Genomic DNA, 17,624 nt, shown 5'->3' on the forward strand with positions numbered 1-17,624 from the left:
TCATTAATGTAATTATATCGTACAATCGGTAAAAAAGAAAGGCAAAGAATGGAAATATTTTATAGTGAGAAAAATGTCTATTCTTCCGAATTGTATTTTTTTAATCGTACACCGATCGGCAAATGATCTGAATATCCTTTACCGCTAAATACGGAATATGCGTTCGGTTTTCTGGCGGATGTAATTAACGGAGGAATTGCAATTACAGCAAAATGTTCAATATCAAGCCCTTTGTTATCCGAAAGATTTTCTGAATAGAAAATATGATCAATTGCTTGCCAGTTTCCTTTATAGCAAAAACTTCCTCCCGGTTGCGCATTAACGCTTAACGCACGTAAATATTCACAACGATTCCAGCTATTCGGTAGTTCTGTCAATAAATCGAATTCTTCCAAAGGCTGATTAAAATCTCCGCAGATAACATAGTGAATATCGGGATTTGTTTTTTTGAGTTCTTGTATTTTCTGAAACACTTGCTTTTCTTGCATGCGGCGTATTTCTGCAGTATTTTTCCCGAGTTTTGATTTCCAGTGGGTACTAAAAACAACAAGCGGTTCAGGGTATTCTTCTGATCCGATATTTATCCATACCTCACAAAGAGGGCGAACTGATTCTTTTTCTGTGTGTAATCGATGGATGAAAACATCCAATATTGGCAACTTTGAAAGCAGCGCTGTGGTAAAAGCCGCATTTTTTTCAATAGGCGTAATAACGGCATAATTATAGTTTTCTTTTCGGGATAGCTGACGGCAAAAATCATTTATAACGCGCTCTCCCTCGATTTCTTGTAATATAAGAATATCGGGCAAGCTGTTTATGTCTCCCGTTAAAGCTTCGGTAGCAATCATTAGAGCCTCGCGCAAGCGATTCAGTCTTACCTTATATCGCTCGGGGCTCCATCTGCTTTTACTTCCTTTGAATCCGTTAAATTCCTGTCCGTCTTCAATTGCATCAAAAAAGGTTTGGGTATTATAGCTGACCAGAGACAGAGTTTTCGGGCTTTCCCAGGAAGAAAACCCAAAGACTGTCGAACAACCGATACAAGAAATAGGAATGAAAAAAAGAAAGACAGCTAATGCCGCTATGGAAACTAAGGCTCTTATCCGTTTGATCCTCATCATAGCCCTCCTTTTTATCATTATTGAAGATAAAAATCGTTTTGCCAGTATTTTAAAAAATTTATTAATGTTTATTGTTATTGATTATCACCAAACTTTTTCCATATGTGGTCAAACTCAATATGTATTTTTTCAAATGCGGCTGTCAAAGCGGGATCAAAATGTTTGTCTTTTTCGGCAAGAATATAATTAACGGTAAAATCATGAGAATAGGATTCTTTATACGGTCGTTTCATTCTCAATGCGTCATATACGTCTGCAATAGCCACAATTCTTGCGCAGAGAGGTATCATTTCTCTTTCAAGTTTATACGGATACCCGTTGCCGTCCCACCGTTCATGATGGCTGAGCGCTATTTCTTTTGCCATTGGTGAAGGATATGATGAAAGAACCAAGGCGCCGTTGATTGTATGTTCTTGCATAATTTTTCGTTCGATTGTATCAAGTTTTCCGTTTTTTCGCAGAATATAATCAGGTGTGCCGATTTTTCCAACATCATGCATCGAAGCTAAGCATGCAATATTTTCGATAAAATCTTTGTCTATTTGCGGATATATATTTAGTTGATATAAATACTCCGCCATTATTTTACAATAATAATTAAGCCGTTCATTATGTAAGCCTGTCTCATTATCTTTCAATTTAGAGGCTTCAAGCAGGGCAGTAAGCATGTTTTTTGATAACTGCAAGTAAATGTTTGAAATATCTCTAAATAGCACAAGAAATCCGGTAGGGGAGGATCCTTGATTGAATAGCGGAATGAAATTTGTTTCGGTGTATAATGTTTTTTTTGTAAGGGCTTTATGCGTAATTGTTCCTCGCCACGTATAGCCCTTTGTCGGCGATGTTAATGAGGTAAAAAAAGAGTGCAATTCTTCTTGTGTAAAAATTGTTCCGAAAATATTAAAAAAAGGCTTTGTTTCAAGTACATAATAGCCCTCAAATAACCGTTTTGCTTCATCAGTAATATGCGTAACAACCATATCTTTATCAAGGAATAACATCGGTAAATGGTTATTACTCAATAAGTCAATTGAATTTCCAAGAAGAATTTCACGGTGGTTTATCTGAGTATCTATTTTATCGCTAAAATTAACCGAAGGAGTTTCAAAAAGCTCTAAGTCTTCAAGTTCGGCAGGTGTATCGAATTCCAATATGTTCATCCCTTTACCCAAAAATTACCCGCCTTCGGCATCAGATTTTCTGATATATACCGGAGCAGCCGTATCCGATTCTGCTTGTTGATTGTTGCATGCTTTCGCCATTTGCAATAGACTTTCCGTAAGCTCGGTTTTTCCTGTTTCAATCGGAATGATATTTTCTGTGTTTGCGATCGTTTTTGCTTGTTGCATAAAAAGATTCACACCGTAGCCAGTAACAATGCAAGGCTCTGAATTTTTTATTTTAGCTAATAGTTCCGCTGCGGAACTGTCAGAATCTTCAAAAAGAGGTTTTCCATTTTTATATATATTACCGTAGAATCTATTTCTTTTTGCGTCCATTATAGCGAGCACTTGCCCCTGCCATAAACGAAACTTATAGGCTAACGCTTCCAGCGTAGGAAAGGTAAGAAATTTCGCATCGGTACTGAGCTGTAGAGCCTTTGCAGCGGCATAACCTATACGCAAACCGGTAAAAGAGCCCGGCCCTTGCGGACAAATGAGAGTACTGACTTCTTGTACTGAAAACCCCGCTTTTTCTGATACAATTTCGATAAGCGGTAAAAGATGTTCTGCATGATGCAAGCCACAAGCAAGATTTATCGACGCAAAGCCGTTTTCGCTTTCCGCCGCAACTGTCATAGTTTGAGAGATTGTATCGATAACCAAGATATTCATTTTTCTACCATTAAATCCTTTGCTTCGGGTAAGGGAAAAGGGCAGTTTGAAACAGTAATTGTCCGCGATCCGTCATTATTTACTTCAAACAAAATACTGATAGTATAATCGGGAAGTTCTTCCATAATTTTTTCGCTCCATTCTATAGCACAAACGCCCTGTCCGTAAAGAAGATCTTCAGCACCGATTCCGATAAAATCTTCAGTGGAGTCAAGGCGATAGATATCCATATGATATAAGGGGAGTCTGCCATAATACTCTGAAATTAAGGTAAACGTAGGACTCGTTACATCTTCATCTATACCGAGTCCTAATGCAAGTCCTTTTGTAAAACATGTTTTGCCTGCGGCAAGATTTCCTTGCAAGGCAATAACCGAACCGGGCTTAAGTTTTTCGCCGATTAGTGTTCCGATTTGTATTGTATCTTCTTTTGAATTACTGATAAACTTCATCTATATCTACTGTATCCTTTTTGTAAAGCTTTTTCAAGTGTAAAAATAAAGGAATTAAATTTATTTGTAATTAATCCGTATAAATAAAGAGTCCGCCAGCTCTTTGGCTTATGACAACTCTTTTGTTATTTTTTCCAATACCTCTGAGGCCTGTTGCAAAGAAATTTTTGCAGCTGCAGCAATTGTTTCGGCCGAATTTTTTCCGACCGCCTCAATTGAACCGAATTGCTTTAACAGCATAGCTGCCCGTTTTTTTCCAATATGCGGGAGATTTTCAAAACGTAATTTTAATTCTTCTTTAGAGCGCAGATGCCGATTCCTAGTGGTGGCAAACCTATGTGTTTCATCGCGAACACGCTGTAGCATGCGTAACGCGACACTGCGTTTTGGAAGCACAATAGGTTTTGAGGTGTGCGGTAAAAAAAGTTCTTCATCTTTTTCCGCAAGTCCTACAATGGGGATATCAGCCTCAAGCGCATCGAGAATACCTTTTGCCGCATTTACCTGCCCAATTCCTCCGTCAATCAGTATGAGATCGGGTAAATCCGCTTTTTCATTGATTAAGCGCGTGTATCTGCGTGCAACTGCCTCTCGCATAGATTCAAAATCATCTATAACCCCATCGGTATTTTTTAATCGGAAAATACGGTAATTTTTTTTATCGGGGTTCCCATCTTTAAATGAAATAAGACTTGCAACCGTGTATTTTCCGTACAGATGCGCTATATCGAACCCCTCAATTCTATGCGGAATATTGGGAAGAGAAAGTATTTTCTGTAATTCTTCAAGGGCGGGATAATCACCGGCTTCGCGCAAGCGGCGCGCGGCATCTTCTCCAGCATTAAATTTCGCCATTGCAAGTGCCGCACGGTGATGCGCAAGCACGGAATTCGGCAAACCGAAAGAATTGCCTGCATACATATTTTCCGGTTCGGCAACTTCGCTATTTGCACATGTATTTGCAAGAGAAACGGATAAAAACGACTTCTCTTTTGGTTCGGGTATTGCAGCCGCCCTTGATGATTCCTCAAAGCTTTTTTCCTCCGATTTCGCCAAAGGAATCATCGTGATTTTTGTTTCCACATTGAATTCTTCTTTAAACCACTTTTCAGCCAACTCATGTCCTGATTCGGAGGGCACAAAAATATGAGGTGGAATAAGTTCCGCTTTTGTATAATAGGCTATTAAAAATTCGGATAGAATTTCCTCTTCGTCTTTTAAAGATTGTGTTCGATATAAATCTCTTCCGACAAGTCTGCCGCCTCTCATACGTAAAACGGCAAAGGTTACCATCGCGGCTTCCGATGCCCACGCGATATAATCTCTTCCTTCAGGATCCATATCCTCAACGATATTTTGCCCACGGATAGCATATACTGCTTGAATACCGTCTCTGATTCTTGCAGCTCTTTCAAACTCTTTTTGAGCCGCTGCTTCTTTCATTTTTTCAGTTAATTTTTTTACCGCAGTATCGGCATCACCGTCAAGTAAGAGTGCTATTTCTTCAACTTCTTTATGATATTCTTCGCGGGAACCGAGCCCGCAGCAAGGGGCATCGCACCGACCGATATGATAATACAGGCATGGTTGAGCTCTTTTTTTGAGCGTTTTACATTGCCGCAGTTTATAATTGCGCTTAACCAAATCTAAGAATTGATCAACGGCGGCAACATTTGGGAAAGGACCGAAATATTGTGCTCCGTCATTGTGGATATTTCGAGTGCGGTATAACCGTGGAAACTGTTCATTGGTGAGTTTAAGCACCGGATAGGTTTTTCCGTCTTTCAGATTGATATTATATCGGGGCTTATGTTTTTTAATAAGGGTATTTTCAAGGAGCAGGGCTTCATACTCATTTTTAGTTTGAATATACTCAAGTCCTGCTGCACGCGATACCAGTATACGTGTTTTAATATCTTTTTTTGAGGTAAAGTAAGAGCTTAATCGATTTTTAAGTGATTTTGCTTTTCCTACATAGATGATAACACCGCCAGCATCCGCCCATAAGTACACACCGCTTGACTTTGGTGCTTTAAGTGCAATCTCATGTAGCTTTTTTCTGGTTTCTTCACTCTGACTTTTCATCATATACTTACTATACACAGAGAACAGCGGATAGACAAGAGAATTATCTCGGAATTCTTTTAGCGGGCTTTTGATCGGGCAACGGACAACTACTACAGCGTTTTTTTAATAAGTCGATTCGTTTTTAATACATCGTACCAAAACGTAAAAGTTTTATAAAAAACTAACCCTGCGAGTTTTAAAGCTTCTATTATAGAAAGAGTCCGACACGGCGCAAGGGCGAAGTTTTAGAAATTCGCTTTAACTTCGCCTACGAGTTTTGCCTGTTTAGAATAAATGCATCAGGCAAAACATCGTTTGGAATTGAGCAACGGTGAGCAATTTACCATAGGAATGCTTAAATCCGAAGTCACTTATTGTTGATACTCCGATTTTTATAACAGGAAGTTAATTACAAAACGCTATACTACAAAAAACCCGGTCAGTTTTTAGGGATGTCTGATCTGATTTTTGTAAGTCTTTTGTTGTGCAAAGACTTACAAAAAATGCAAAAGAAACTGTGGGAAATCTCAAAAAACTGCTGTTATGAGGTTTCCCAAAAGAAATTTGATATGTTTTATTTGGAAACTTTTGCGCTTAGAATTCCCATCCGACGGAAACTGAGGGCTGCACGATGTATATTGGGAATCCTTTTCTAAACGGGAATATATGATCGACATTTATTTCAAAATAAAGCCTTTTATACATATAAAACTGAAAAGCGGTTCCAAAATCCGCACTTACCCCCCAATACCAAAACTTAGGGCTTGAAACTTCAGGGTATTGAAATTTTGTATGAAGTAGAAAAAGTGCTCCTATTCCCCCGTGGATATCAAAATTTACTTTTCGCCTTTTTATCGGGTATATGTACGTAAAATTGAGATGTGGTATTAGAAAATATCCAGAAAGCGTATAATCTGCCCCTTCGCCTTTTATATACAGTCCCGAGCTTGTCAGATTAAACCCATAGGAGCCATACGTTCTTTTTATAGGCATACAGGTTAAACGAAGCAGCAAACCGAACGGAGTAAACGTGCGGTTAAAAAACTCTTTAAAAACACTGTTTCCAATAAAAACCGTAAACGGATATCCTAAAGAAAGATAGGTGTCGACCGGCTTTTGGAATTTAAGTGTTAATGTTTTTGATTGATCAGTTAATCCGCTCGCATCTCTTGCAATAAGAACATACTCTCCCGGTGCCAACCGGTCAATTTTAAACCCAATTTTTGCTTGCGTTTTATCGGCACTGATGTCGGCAATAGTTCCCTTTATCAGTCGTGTACCCCATGCCGTATTGACGAGCAGATAGTCGGTTGTCTCGTAAAATTCTTTTCCGGTTATTTCCAGATAGTCAGTATGTTCTTCATCAAAGTAAATCGTTCGTGGTGAAAGCGAATGAACTTCCGGTTGATGGGCGATGAGAATATTGAAGTTACGGTATTCGCTTATCGACTCTTCCTGACCTAACAGGTTTACCGCTATTATTTTATATCGATATTTTCCGGGAGACAAGGAAACTTCAATAAAGTTTGTTGTTATTGTTTTTTTATCAATTTGTGCCCATGCTCCTTGTGCATTGTGGTGCTCAAGGATAAATATAAAGTATAGAATATTATCCAAAGATTCCCATGAAAGTCTTTGATAAAAAACAGAATTTGCTCCTTCCTGCTTAACAAAATAATTTTTTTGGGTTTCCTGTTCATCCTCAAGTATCGGCGGTATTGTTTCGTTGAGAGAATTTTGCTGCTCGATTGTTTGTGTAATACCGTAGGGAATACAGAAAAAAATAAATAAAGCAGCAAGCAGTTGTATGCGTTTTGTTTTAATTTCCATAAAGCTCTCCCGCATCATCAGTTTTTATTTTTTTCAGTTTAGGTAAATCAATATTAAATGTAAGCCGTGATGTTTTTCCGTTTCTGAATAATGTGCCGTCTTTAAGCAAATTTTGTGCTTTTACTTCAACACGGAATTTTCCTCGTGATAGAAGGTGTATATCTTTAAAATTAACTTCGATCCTTTTTTTTGCTTTATCAGGAATTATTTTTGTCGCAACAACTTTGTTTTTATTATTGTAAATTGTGATAATATACTGAGTTGCGCCTCTTACCCGTTCCCATGAAAAACGAATGGTACGATTTTTTTTGAAATAATCAACATCCATCACGGCATCATGCTGCGGATTAAAAAACCGCGGAGCAGGCAACGGCGGAATTGGTAAGACGGTAAAGGTTTCTTCTTTGAGAGAGGAGATATCAAAACCGTCAACGGTTAGAGCCGTGACTTTCCATGTATAGGTTCCTTCTTTTAAGACCGGAAGGCGCGTTTTAAAAGCGGGGTCTTTTGCAAGAAAAACAGGGCTTTTCCTTCCTTTTTTATAAAGACTAAGCTCCGCATTGATCGGTTTTTCCATTGACTCCCATGTTGCAAGAATAGGTTTTTCAAGAGCATCTAAGCCGTTAATTTTTGCATTTTGCACGGGATATACAAGTTCAATCGGCTTTAAATGTCTAAACGTGCAGTAATGATCATTTGTCAGACTATACCGACGGGATGACATAAGAGTAGGGGAGGCAAAGCCTTGTATGTTAAGTACATAATTTCCTTCAACAAGAGATTCCAAGTCAAGTTCCAGTTCTGTTGAAGTTACAAAACCGTTTTCATAAAAAGGTCGACTCCCTGCTGCTACGCTTGTTATTTTTACCTGATAGTAATCCGCGCCGTCAATCGCTTGCCATTGAAATTTATTTTTTTTGTTTGGAGCGATGACGACTGTTTGTCTTGCATTTATCAATTCCGGTTTGTCTAAGGGCTCGGCAATCGTTAGTTTTTTTATTTCTGAATAAGCGGGAACATCATCCGTATTTCCCGTAATTCGCCAATACCAGTCTCCTTGCTTTAATTTAATTCCGTCGATGCCTAAACCGACAACTTTTCTCTCTAAACTGATTGTATCAAAGTTTTGAGTTTGTGAAACTTGAAAGAGAAGGTCGGTATCTAAATTGGTTTTCCATGTAAATCTGATATCTTCACAAAACGTGTCGGCAAGCACATATCCGTCGGGCGGATATAGCGAGCGCAAAATAATTTCACCGCTTTTAGACATAAATTTTCTCGGCTCTATCACGCTCAATATTTTGTCGTTTTGAGTAATGCTTGCAATAGTCCAATAATATTCTCTATTAGGCGCAAGAACAGACGAATCTTCAAGTTCAAAATAATTTCTTGTTACAGTTGTATTAACAAGAAGGTGTTGCATTTGCTTGTCATCAGCAATTTGAATGCGATATTTTTTTGCTTCGGGGATATTTTTCCACGCAAATTTTACCGTTTGTCCGGCTGCAAATTCCGTAAAAGCGCCGGGAGAAATAATTTCGGGAAATATCGTTTCCGTGTTTTTTTTCACGGTAAAAGCAGCTGTTTCGGTGGCTTTGGAAGAAGCTGCGGAAATAAATGCATAGTATGGGGTAACTCTCCAATACCATGCTCCTTCATTTGGTATAGGAAGATCGATAGAAGTTGTCTTAATCACTCTGTTTATTTGAGGATTTTGCATTTCAGGGTTGTCTGCAACTTCCAGCCGGTATGAATTTATTGAGTCATCTTGCGTCCATGCAAAGCGAATTAAAGGGAGCTCTTCAAAATAGGTAATCAAAGCATTTTGCTCGGGTAAAAGTAATTGCGGCGGAAGAGCATCTACAACCGTGAATTTTCCTTGTATTGCGGAATCTGCCGAAAGTCCTTCTTTTTCCGAATATAGCCTCCAATAAACAGTACCGGCTTTTTCAATCAAGACAATTTCGTGTAAACCGGTTACCGAATATTTTTTTACATCGCTGCTGAAATTACTTGCACGGGATGTTTCTAAAATAAGCTCTTCATCATCGGAAAAGGCACTATACCATTTTAAGAGGCATTCAGCCCCCTGTCCCTGCAAACTTTGATTAAGTATCTTTGCATTATTTGCTATATTTGTTACAGCAAGTTTTATGGGTTCGCCCGTATAAAAAACAGAACCTTCAGTGAGCATCTGTTTTTCAGCTTCTTTTTCATCTTCCCCTTCTGTTATTATCGATGCCTCTCCTTTTTGCATGACGAGTTGTAAGCCTTGTTCTTCTTTTGCACCTGCAAGTAACGATGAATTTTTTGCAAGGGAAATTACCTTGTCTTGTGAATGGAGGCGTATATCAGCGCCGGCTGTTTCTACCGATATGGAGCCTTCTTGCAGGTTAAGAGATGCCTGTTTTGCATCAAAAAACACTTGAATCATTGTCTCTGAATCCATATCAATCGCGGAACCGTCAATAAAATGAATGGTTGCGGCAGCTTGCGGGGCTGTTCTGATTACGTCTCCGTTATAAATGGGAGAGTTTTGAAGAGGTCTGTCCCAAACTGCCCTATCAATAAATTTACGTTGCACGGTTTTATACTTATAATTAACCGTTGCAATCATTGTTTTATCGGCTCGGGTAAACGTTCTATTTAAATCTCGTATCAATAAACCGATTGACAGACAGAGCAAAAGGAGAGAAAAGATAATAACCGGTATATCCAGGGATGATTTTCCTACTGTTTTAGGATTGTATTTTGTATTTCTTTTCGTCTTCATTTACATCAACCTTTTCAAAATCGGGTGTGGGAATACCCAGTAATGTCCGTACCTCGCTTAAGGTTTTCGGTCCCATGGATCCTGCGCCGGGGATGGTATCTTCTTTTGGCATATTTACAACAGCAAACATTCTGACAGGTTTTTCTTTTCCTTTTACGGTTACCGGCGGCATTTCTTCAACAAGTACCGCGCCCTGCACTAATCGATACGTGTTTTCCGTTATGAGGATATCGGTGCCGAGCGGCTTATTCAAAGCTTCGGTTCGAGAAGCAAGGTTTACCGCATCTCCGATAACCGTGTACTCCATTCGTTTTTGTGATCCGATTTGCCCTGCAACAACGGGTCCTGAATTGATTCCGCAACCGATGCGTATAATCGGTTTTTTATCACCGCCGCGATTGGCGTTAAAAGTAATCAATGCTGCCCGCATGCGTAAGGCTGCCCGTATACAGTTAAGCGCATCTTTTTGAGGGCTTCCGGTAGAAGTGGGCGCTCCCCAGACTGCCATAATAGCATCTCCGATAAACTTATCCACCACGCCGTGCGTAAGGTTTACACATTCTACCATAAGGGTCATATACTCGTTCAAGAATTCAACTACTTCCGCAGGAGTGAGTTTTTCAGAAATTGCGGTAAATGAGCGAATATCGGAAAAGAAGATTGTTGTTTCTTTTGTTTCTCCGCCAAGGACAAGCTCGCCGCGCATGGCAAGCTCTGCAATCTCTTTATTGATAAATCTGCCGAATGAATCTTTTAAGCGATCCCGTTCGGTTAATCCCTTTCCCATTTGCACAAAGCTGGCGGTTAAAAGTCCGATTTCATCATTACCTTTCGGCTTTAAGTCAATATCGTATTCTCCTTGCTCAATTTGGTGAGCCGCTGCCGCTAAAAGTTTTACTGGCGTACTGACGGATTTTGAGAAAAACCATACAAAAAGAATGGAAAGCGAAAGCACCGCCAAGGTCAAGTAAATATTGCGCTTGGTTGTTTCAATAACGGGCTCCAAAAGCTTTTCCGCTTCCGCGACCGTGAGTACCGCGAGGTCTCCGGTAATACGTGAATATGAACCGAAGTATTTTTTTTCGCTTTCTTCAAAAAGGATTTGTCTGCTTTTATCTCCCGCTTTTCTCATTTGTTTAAAAATTTCAAATTCGCTTGCATTTACTCCATGTTTAAGCAATTCAAAATCGGGATGAATAAGAATGTCTCCATCGCTGTTTACTAAAAAGGTTGTTTGTAAAACTCCTGAGCCAAAGCTGTTTGCAAGCTTTTCAGCGGAAAAAAAGACAACCAAGGCTTGATTTAAGCCTTTTTCTTTATACGGATATAGCAGGGTAAGTACCGGCTGATTAAAAAGCGGAGAGCCGTTTAATACTTGTAGAAGACCTCGTTCGGTTTGTTCAACGGCTGTTTTATTTTGCTCCATAAAAGTGTCTACAACCGAAGGATCTATTTCATTTGCTAAAAAGAAGGCGGGATTAAGTAACTTTCTGTCTGTTCTGTCTCCGCGCTTAGGGTCGGTAAGCACAAGCGCTGCCACCGAAGTGTTTCGTTCAAAATAAAAATTTGCGGTTTGCTTTGTTTCCGCAGATGATGTTTCAAAACTGTTTAGAATGTCTAAGAGCAGAAAGGTATTTGCTCTGATGGTGAGCAATTCCTTTTCACTTGCGGTAGCAGCCTGTACATTTACCGTCCTGTTGTTCTCCTCGGCGCTTATCTGTACATCCTGACTTCCAAACCAAGTTACAAGTGCGGTTATAACACCGAGTGATGTTACTACAAGCACCGAAATAATAAGTACCAATTTTACGCCTATGGGAAAGCGAACCTTTGTACGAAAAGCATCTTTTTCTTTTTTACTCATCAGATACCCCTTTTAGTATCGTTTTTCTTTTTTATTACGTTTTTTATTTTTTTGCTTAACTTTAATAAGCATTTTAGTCAGTCCGGCTCCAAGCTCTTTCTTAATTATCGTCTATATGTTTTTGAATTGCAAGGTTTAAATTTAGTTTTCATCCTGCTCCTTATCAAAAAGTTGTTTACAAAGAAGAAAATACCATCGTTTTCTTCTGATATCTCGGTTTTTAGGAAAGGAAATGATTCTTGTAAAAGCCGATGCCTTATTATACTTTGATATTCCTTTTTATCTATTTTTTAATCTTCGCAGTAAAACAAATTCAATTTTATCTTTAATAATTATACCGTAATAGGATATATTTGCAATAATAGAAATCAAAAGAAGACAAATTATTTTATTCAAAACTTTATATTTTTGCAAAATGCGAAAAGCTTTTTTTTACCGATATTACCGGTAATTGACCTATTTTTTAACTTTGAGGGGAAAGCCCCCCTCAAAACTTTATTCAGATCTTCGTTGTACCAGTATGAGACTTCCAAGCACCATAAGGTCAAAGGAAACCTGCTTTAAATACTGAAGAACGGAGCCCACGTTTCTGAAAACATTTCCCGCACCGAATGCACCGATGATATCCACCAATACCAGATTAATAATCCATAATACAATAAAGATGATAAGGATTATTCTTACCACGGCGAGACTGGGGCTAAACAAGTCCACTAAAAGAAATATTGCTGCGATAAGCTCGCAGATTGCAATAGCCATAACAATTATGGTAGAAACGGTTCTACTTTGGAATAAAGTACTAAGAAAATCAACTACTTTGCCGAATTCTCCGGCGGTTGAATACATCAACCCGGTAATTCCACTGACTAACAAAAAAAACGCCAATGCTATCTGGAGAATAGTTACTCCAATACTTCTACGCATAAAAACTCCTTTGCGAGATATAATTCGCATATATTAAAAGTATGCTGACAGAACTATGCCACATTTATATAAAAACTTCAAGATAAAAGAGAATTTTTGCAAGAGTTTAAGGAAATCTGAAAAACGATATGTACTTAAATGCCAAAATAAGTTTTTCGAGCCTTGCCGTCCGTGGCAAAATTATGCCTTGCGAGTTTTAAAGCTTCCTGTAATAAAAAAAAGCTCGACACGGCGCAAGGGCGAACCCTTGGAATTGCTACCTTTGGTTCGCCTACGAGTTTTGCCTGTTTGCAATAAGGTGTCAGGCAAAACATCGTTTGGAATTTTGCAACGGTGGGCAATTTACCATAGTGATGCTTAAATCCGCAGTCCCTTATTGTTGATACTCCGATTTTTATAACAGGAAGTTAATGACAAAATACTACACTAGACCGGAGCCTTTCGATAGAGACAGTAGAAAAAGGTATAAAAAACACTATGTTTTTCTTCTACTTGAAGTAGGTGTATAAGTTTGATTTATATTGATCAAAACATGCGCAAGAGTGTGTTGGTAAAGGATAGTATGAACGTAAAAAACAAGGGCTTTTCGATGTGCAAAACACATCAAAAAGCCCTTTTCAAGGGGACTACTTAATTAAGATAAATTCAACCCGCCGATTTTTCCACCAATTATTTCTGTCGGTGAAATCCGCTACCGGCTCGGTGCCGCCCTTGCCTTCTGCAGTCAGGCGGGAAGCGCGAACGCCATTTTCTATAAGATATTGGCGAATTGCTTCTGCACGTTTTTCAGATAAGGGAAGTAAGTACTCTCTTTCTTCCCTCAATGTACCGGTTGTGGTATTTGCATGTCCTTCTACCCGGATTTTGTAATCAGGGAACTTATTCAGTATTTGTGCAATACGTTTAAGAACCTGCAAATTCTTATTTACCGTTACTTGCGGCAAATCCTGGAAGTCAGGCTCATTTTTACGGAAAATAATTGAAGGAACCGCAATTTTGAGCCGATTTCCGTCTCTGATAATGAGAACATCAACCGGAATGAAGCCTTTATAGATTCCGACAAGTCCGGTAGTATCGGTTACCGTAAAGGTAAACGGATAGTCGGTTGCCGATTGCACTGTTTCACCGGTTACTGAAGACCTTCCGTCCCAGATTATTTTATCGGAGATTTTTTCTGAACCGCTTGTTTTCCAGAAAAGCTTATAACCGGCATCTTCAGGCTCATGAATTTCAAACACCCATTTTGCAATACCTGCCGGAGCTGATACGCGTAAGCCGATATACAATTCATCATCGATGCCGTCATTGTCCGGGCTGAAATATTTCGGCGATAAGCTTACGTCGATTTGTGGAGGCGTAAGAACCGACACAAAGGTACTGGTATTTGCTTCCGCATTGTCATTTGCAACGGTTGTTATCTTTGCTTTTGCAAAAAACTTACCGGCTAGCGGCTTTTTGTTGTTATCCAGTCCGTTCCATACCAGTGTGGAGGGAAGTTCCCCCGTCTCTTTTTTATTCCACGTGCGGATAATTTCTCCACTTGCTGCCACTATTGAAACCGACCAATCGCTGACATTTTTACCCATATTATGGTGCAGCGAAAAAGTTTGTACATCTTTTATCCCGTCTTCGTTTGGAGAAAAGGCGGGTAGTGCGTAGGTAATATAGAGCTTAGGCTCTGTGGAATTTACCGTAATACCTTTGAGAGTTCTGCTTGTGGCATTTCCCGCTGCATCTGTTGCGAAAACAGTGTAAGAGTACGTGCCGTTCGGAACTCTGTTCCCCGCATCATCGCTGCCGTCCCAAGTAAAGTTTTCGGTTTTACCCGCCCATGTTAATTTTTTCACGGGATTATTTTTTGCATCGGAAATTATTCCCGTCCACAAATCTTCGTGAGAAGAATGCTGCTTTATCGGCAATGTCGGGCGGTTTGACTCCTCTTTTGCACTAAAACTTAAATAGGGCACGGAAATTTCCAGCTGCGGATATTCGGTATCTATTGTAATTGCATCTATTTTTGAAGTAGCTTCTTGTCCGTTTTCCATTTGCACACTGAGTTTTGCGGAATAGAGTCCATCGGTACATTTTTCCGCAGAGCTATTTTTTCCGTCCCAAACATATTCCTGCTTGGGATTTCCGTTGCCGTCAAATACGCGTACATTTTTTCCACTTGAATCTTTTATTGTTAAAGAGAACGACACAATCTTTGTTTTCGATTTTATCGTTGGTATGAGGCGCACCGTATCTTTTATACCGTCTCCGTTCGGAGAAAATGCGGTGATATCCGAAGATAAAATAACCTCCGCTTTTTCGGTATTTAACTCAACAATAGCGGTATTTGAGTAGCCTTTATTTCCCGCTATGTCAATTCCCGATAAGCGATACGCATACAAGCCGTCCGGAGCTGCGGTTCCCGAATCGGTTCTGCCGTTCCAAACATACTCATTTAAAGAGTTTCTGATGATAATCGTTTTTACAGGCTCTCCGGTAAGTTTTCCCGCTTTATTTGTCGCATAAATTTCTCCGATCCATGAATCTTCTTTTGAGAAATTTTGTGCAAAGGTTACCGTATCCAAATTACCGTCTCCGTCGGGAGAGAATATTGAACTTGTTGCCTGTACAGAAGCGGTAGGCGGAACTGTGTCTAAAACAAAGGTTGGAGATTGTGCCTGTGCCACATATCCGTTTTTATATTTTGCCGTAATTATAGCCCGATAATTGCCGTCAGGTAAAATCTTTCCCGAATCATCTTTGCCGTCAAAATAAAAGGATTCTTTAGTGGTTCTTGCAAAGTTTCGTACTGTTTTCCCTAATTTATTTTTAATTTCGATATTCAAAGAATGTAAATTAGCGGTATTTGAAAGATCGGGATATAATTTTACGGTATCTTTTACTCCGTCTCCGTTCGGTGAGAATGCTTTTGTATCAATACCGATATTCACCCGTTGATGTTCGGTGTTAACAATGATATTGGAAAGTGTTGCCGAATTGCTGTTACCGGCCCTATCTGTTGCGGCTATTGTATAGGTGTATACGCCGTCAGGGACAAGCTTTCCTTCGGTATCTTTTCCATTCCATTCGAAGTTCGACGGAACCTTGTTTTCAAGCGTCTTGGTAAATACCGTATTGTTTGCCGTATTTTTTATTGTGATATGCCATTTTTCTTCCAATGATCCTGCTTGTTGAATCAGAAAAGTGTCCTTGTTTCCGTCGCCGTCAGGACTGAATATCATGTCTTCTTTTTCTTTCGGCGGTTGAATAACAATAGAAGGTTTTTCCGTGTCAAGCGTTACCGCATAGCGAGGAGATGTTGCCGTGTTATTATTATCATCCGAAGCCGTTACCGAAAAATAATATTTACCGTCCGGTGCTACCTCTCCGGTATCGGTTCTGCCGTCCCAGCGTAAGAATTCCGGAACATACACACCTTTTTTTGCAGCAGTCAGATTACGCCAAAAGCTTTTAAAATTTTGTAATTCACGTATCGGTTGCTTGTTTTCGATAACACGTACAGTGATTCCTCGGCTGTCTTCTATTTTGCATTGCCAGGCAGTAACATAGCGTCTGTCTCGGATAGTCATAGGCACTTCAAGGGAGTCCTGAATACCATCATCATTAGGAGAAAAGGCCTGTTCGGTAGGATAATCAAGGACAATGACCGGAGGCTCATTGTCCTTCATGCCTACGTGTACATTCACACCGGCGCCCATTGCCCAAATATTTTTGCTGTAAGGTTTAAAGGCAAGTTCGGGGCGCAGTTCGCTGTTTTTCCAGCTTTCCGGCTTTTGCTTGCGCTTAGGCTCTAAATTAACATGAAATGCAATACCAACAGAAGGAATATATGTTTGTTTTTTTTGAATTGTTTCTACAAGATTGAATGTCCACCCTGTTTTTAATGCTACGGCATCGTCAAATTTCATCTGAAGACTTGTGGAAAAGACAAGGTTTTGAAAAGTTGGTAAGGAAAGATCAAAAGAAGTGCCGAGTTTAAAATGCTTTACGGAAACTAGCAAGGCGGAAAATCCTATGTGCGGCGTAAACATTCCCGCATATCCGTCGGATCCTTCTCCTTTTACGCCTTCGGTATTCGGGTTATACGGTTTTCCCATTCCCGTAAGAGAAATACCGAGCCGAGCGTCTTTTAAAATTCCGAGTGTTCCGAATTTATATAAGCCGCCGATATCAAGACCGAGCCCCCAAGTACTGCCAGCCCCTACAGTTGCATAGGCTCCGGTACCGAGATATAGCTTATCGGTTATATCTTTAGCATAAGAAAACCTGAAAGAACCCGCAGTGCCGAGCGGAATGCCAGGAAACGGGGAGGTAAGAAAATGAATCCCTCCGGCAATTGCACCCCAGCGAGCAGGATATAAACCGCTTAAATTGATAACATGTCCCCAGTTTTTATCCTCTTTAAAACCGATAAGCGCTAAATAAGAGGCATCAATAATAGGACGCTGCTCTCCCGCAATAAGTGCGGGGTTAACAGCTGCTCCTGCCGGTACTCCATCATCAAAGGGATCGCCGGCAGCACTTATCTGTCTTGCCGCTAAGTCGGTTGAAAGTAAGTTGTGTACAGATTCTCCGCCTGCGGGAGGATTATACGCAGCCACCAACGCTACCGTATAAATCAAGAACAGAAATAAAACAAGAATTCTTTTATTTACCATAGCATATATATCCTTTAATGATTATAACAAAAAAAAAGGTTTTATGTTACGCCAAAATTATTTTTTAAGATTTTTATTCCGCCTGCTA

General features: G+C 39.7%; 10 protein-coding genes. All 10 read right to left on the reverse strand.

Translation table 11 applies throughout. The features are described 5' to 3' along the window. Nucleotides 1–77: 77 nt before the first annotated feature. A complete protein-coding gene (locus tag FUT79_RS07615; RefSeq protein ID WP_187426835.1) occupies nucleotides 78–1,121 on the reverse strand; it encodes an endonuclease/exonuclease/phosphatase family protein in 1,044 nt (347 codons plus the stop codon). Between the two features lie 74 nt (nucleotides 1,122–1,195). Further along, a complete protein-coding gene (locus tag FUT79_RS07620; protein WP_044634548.1) occupies nucleotides 1,196–2,293 on the reverse strand; it encodes an HD-GYP domain-containing protein in 1,098 nt (365 codons plus the stop codon). Nucleotides 2,294–2,296: 3 nt separating this feature from the next. Further along, nucleotides 2,297–2,956: a tRNA (adenosine(37)-N6)-threonylcarbamoyltransferase complex dimerization subunit type 1 TsaB gene (gene tsaB / locus FUT79_RS07625; protein WP_024752585.1), complete on the reverse strand. Its 660-nt coding sequence runs from the start codon at nucleotides 2,954–2,956 to the stop codon at nucleotides 2,297–2,299. Further along, complete coding sequence (gene tsaE, locus FUT79_RS07630) at nucleotides 2,953–3,408, reverse strand: tRNA (adenosine(37)-N6)-threonylcarbamoyltransferase complex ATPase subunit type 1 TsaE (protein ID WP_004266519.1); 456 nt, start codon at nucleotides 3,406–3,408, stop codon at nucleotides 2,953–2,955. The genes tsaB and tsaE overlap by 4 nt, the downstream gene beginning before the upstream one ends. Before the next feature lie 108 nt (nucleotides 3,409–3,516). Continuing rightward, nucleotides 3,517–5,496: an excinuclease ABC subunit UvrC gene (uvrC, locus tag FUT79_RS07635; RefSeq protein ID WP_148878954.1), complete on the reverse strand. Its 1,980-nt coding sequence runs from the start codon at nucleotides 5,494–5,496 to the stop codon at nucleotides 3,517–3,519. Between the two features lie 573 nt (nucleotides 5,497–6,069). Beyond that, a complete protein-coding gene (locus FUT79_RS07640) occupies nucleotides 6,070–7,305 on the reverse strand; it encodes a hypothetical protein (RefSeq protein ID WP_148879755.1) in 1,236 nt (411 codons plus the stop codon). Next, nucleotides 7,295–10,078 carry a FecR domain-containing protein gene (locus tag FUT79_RS07645; protein WP_024752589.1) on the reverse strand — a complete coding sequence of 928 codons (2,784 nt, stop codon included), beginning with the start codon at nucleotides 10,076–10,078 and terminating at the stop codon, nucleotides 7,295–7,297. Before FUT79_RS07645 ends, FUT79_RS07640 begins: the two co-directional genes overlap by 11 nt. Then, the gene (locus FUT79_RS07650; protein WP_044634550.1) at nucleotides 10,044–11,942 is read right to left on the reverse strand and encodes an adenylate/guanylate cyclase domain-containing protein; all 1,899 of its coding nucleotides are present in this window, start codon (nucleotides 11,940–11,942) and stop codon (nucleotides 10,044–10,046) included. Before FUT79_RS07650 ends, FUT79_RS07645 begins: the two co-directional genes overlap by 35 nt. A 495-nt stretch (nucleotides 11,943–12,437) precedes the next feature. Further along, nucleotides 12,438–12,866: a hypothetical protein gene (locus FUT79_RS07655; protein ID WP_024752591.1), complete on the reverse strand. Its 429-nt coding sequence runs from the start codon at nucleotides 12,864–12,866 to the stop codon at nucleotides 12,438–12,440. A 626-nt stretch (nucleotides 12,867–13,492) separates the two neighbouring features. Next, the gene (locus FUT79_RS07665; RefSeq protein WP_148889465.1) at nucleotides 13,493–17,536 is read right to left on the reverse strand and encodes a FlgD immunoglobulin-like domain containing protein; all 4,044 of its coding nucleotides are present in this window, start codon (nucleotides 17,534–17,536) and stop codon (nucleotides 13,493–13,495) included. Between the last annotated feature and the right edge of the window lie 88 nt (nucleotides 17,537–17,624).

The organism is Treponema phagedenis (genome assembly GCF_008153345.1).
Classification (GTDB): domain Bacteria; phylum Spirochaetota; class Spirochaetia; order Treponematales; family Treponemataceae; genus Treponema; species Treponema phagedenis.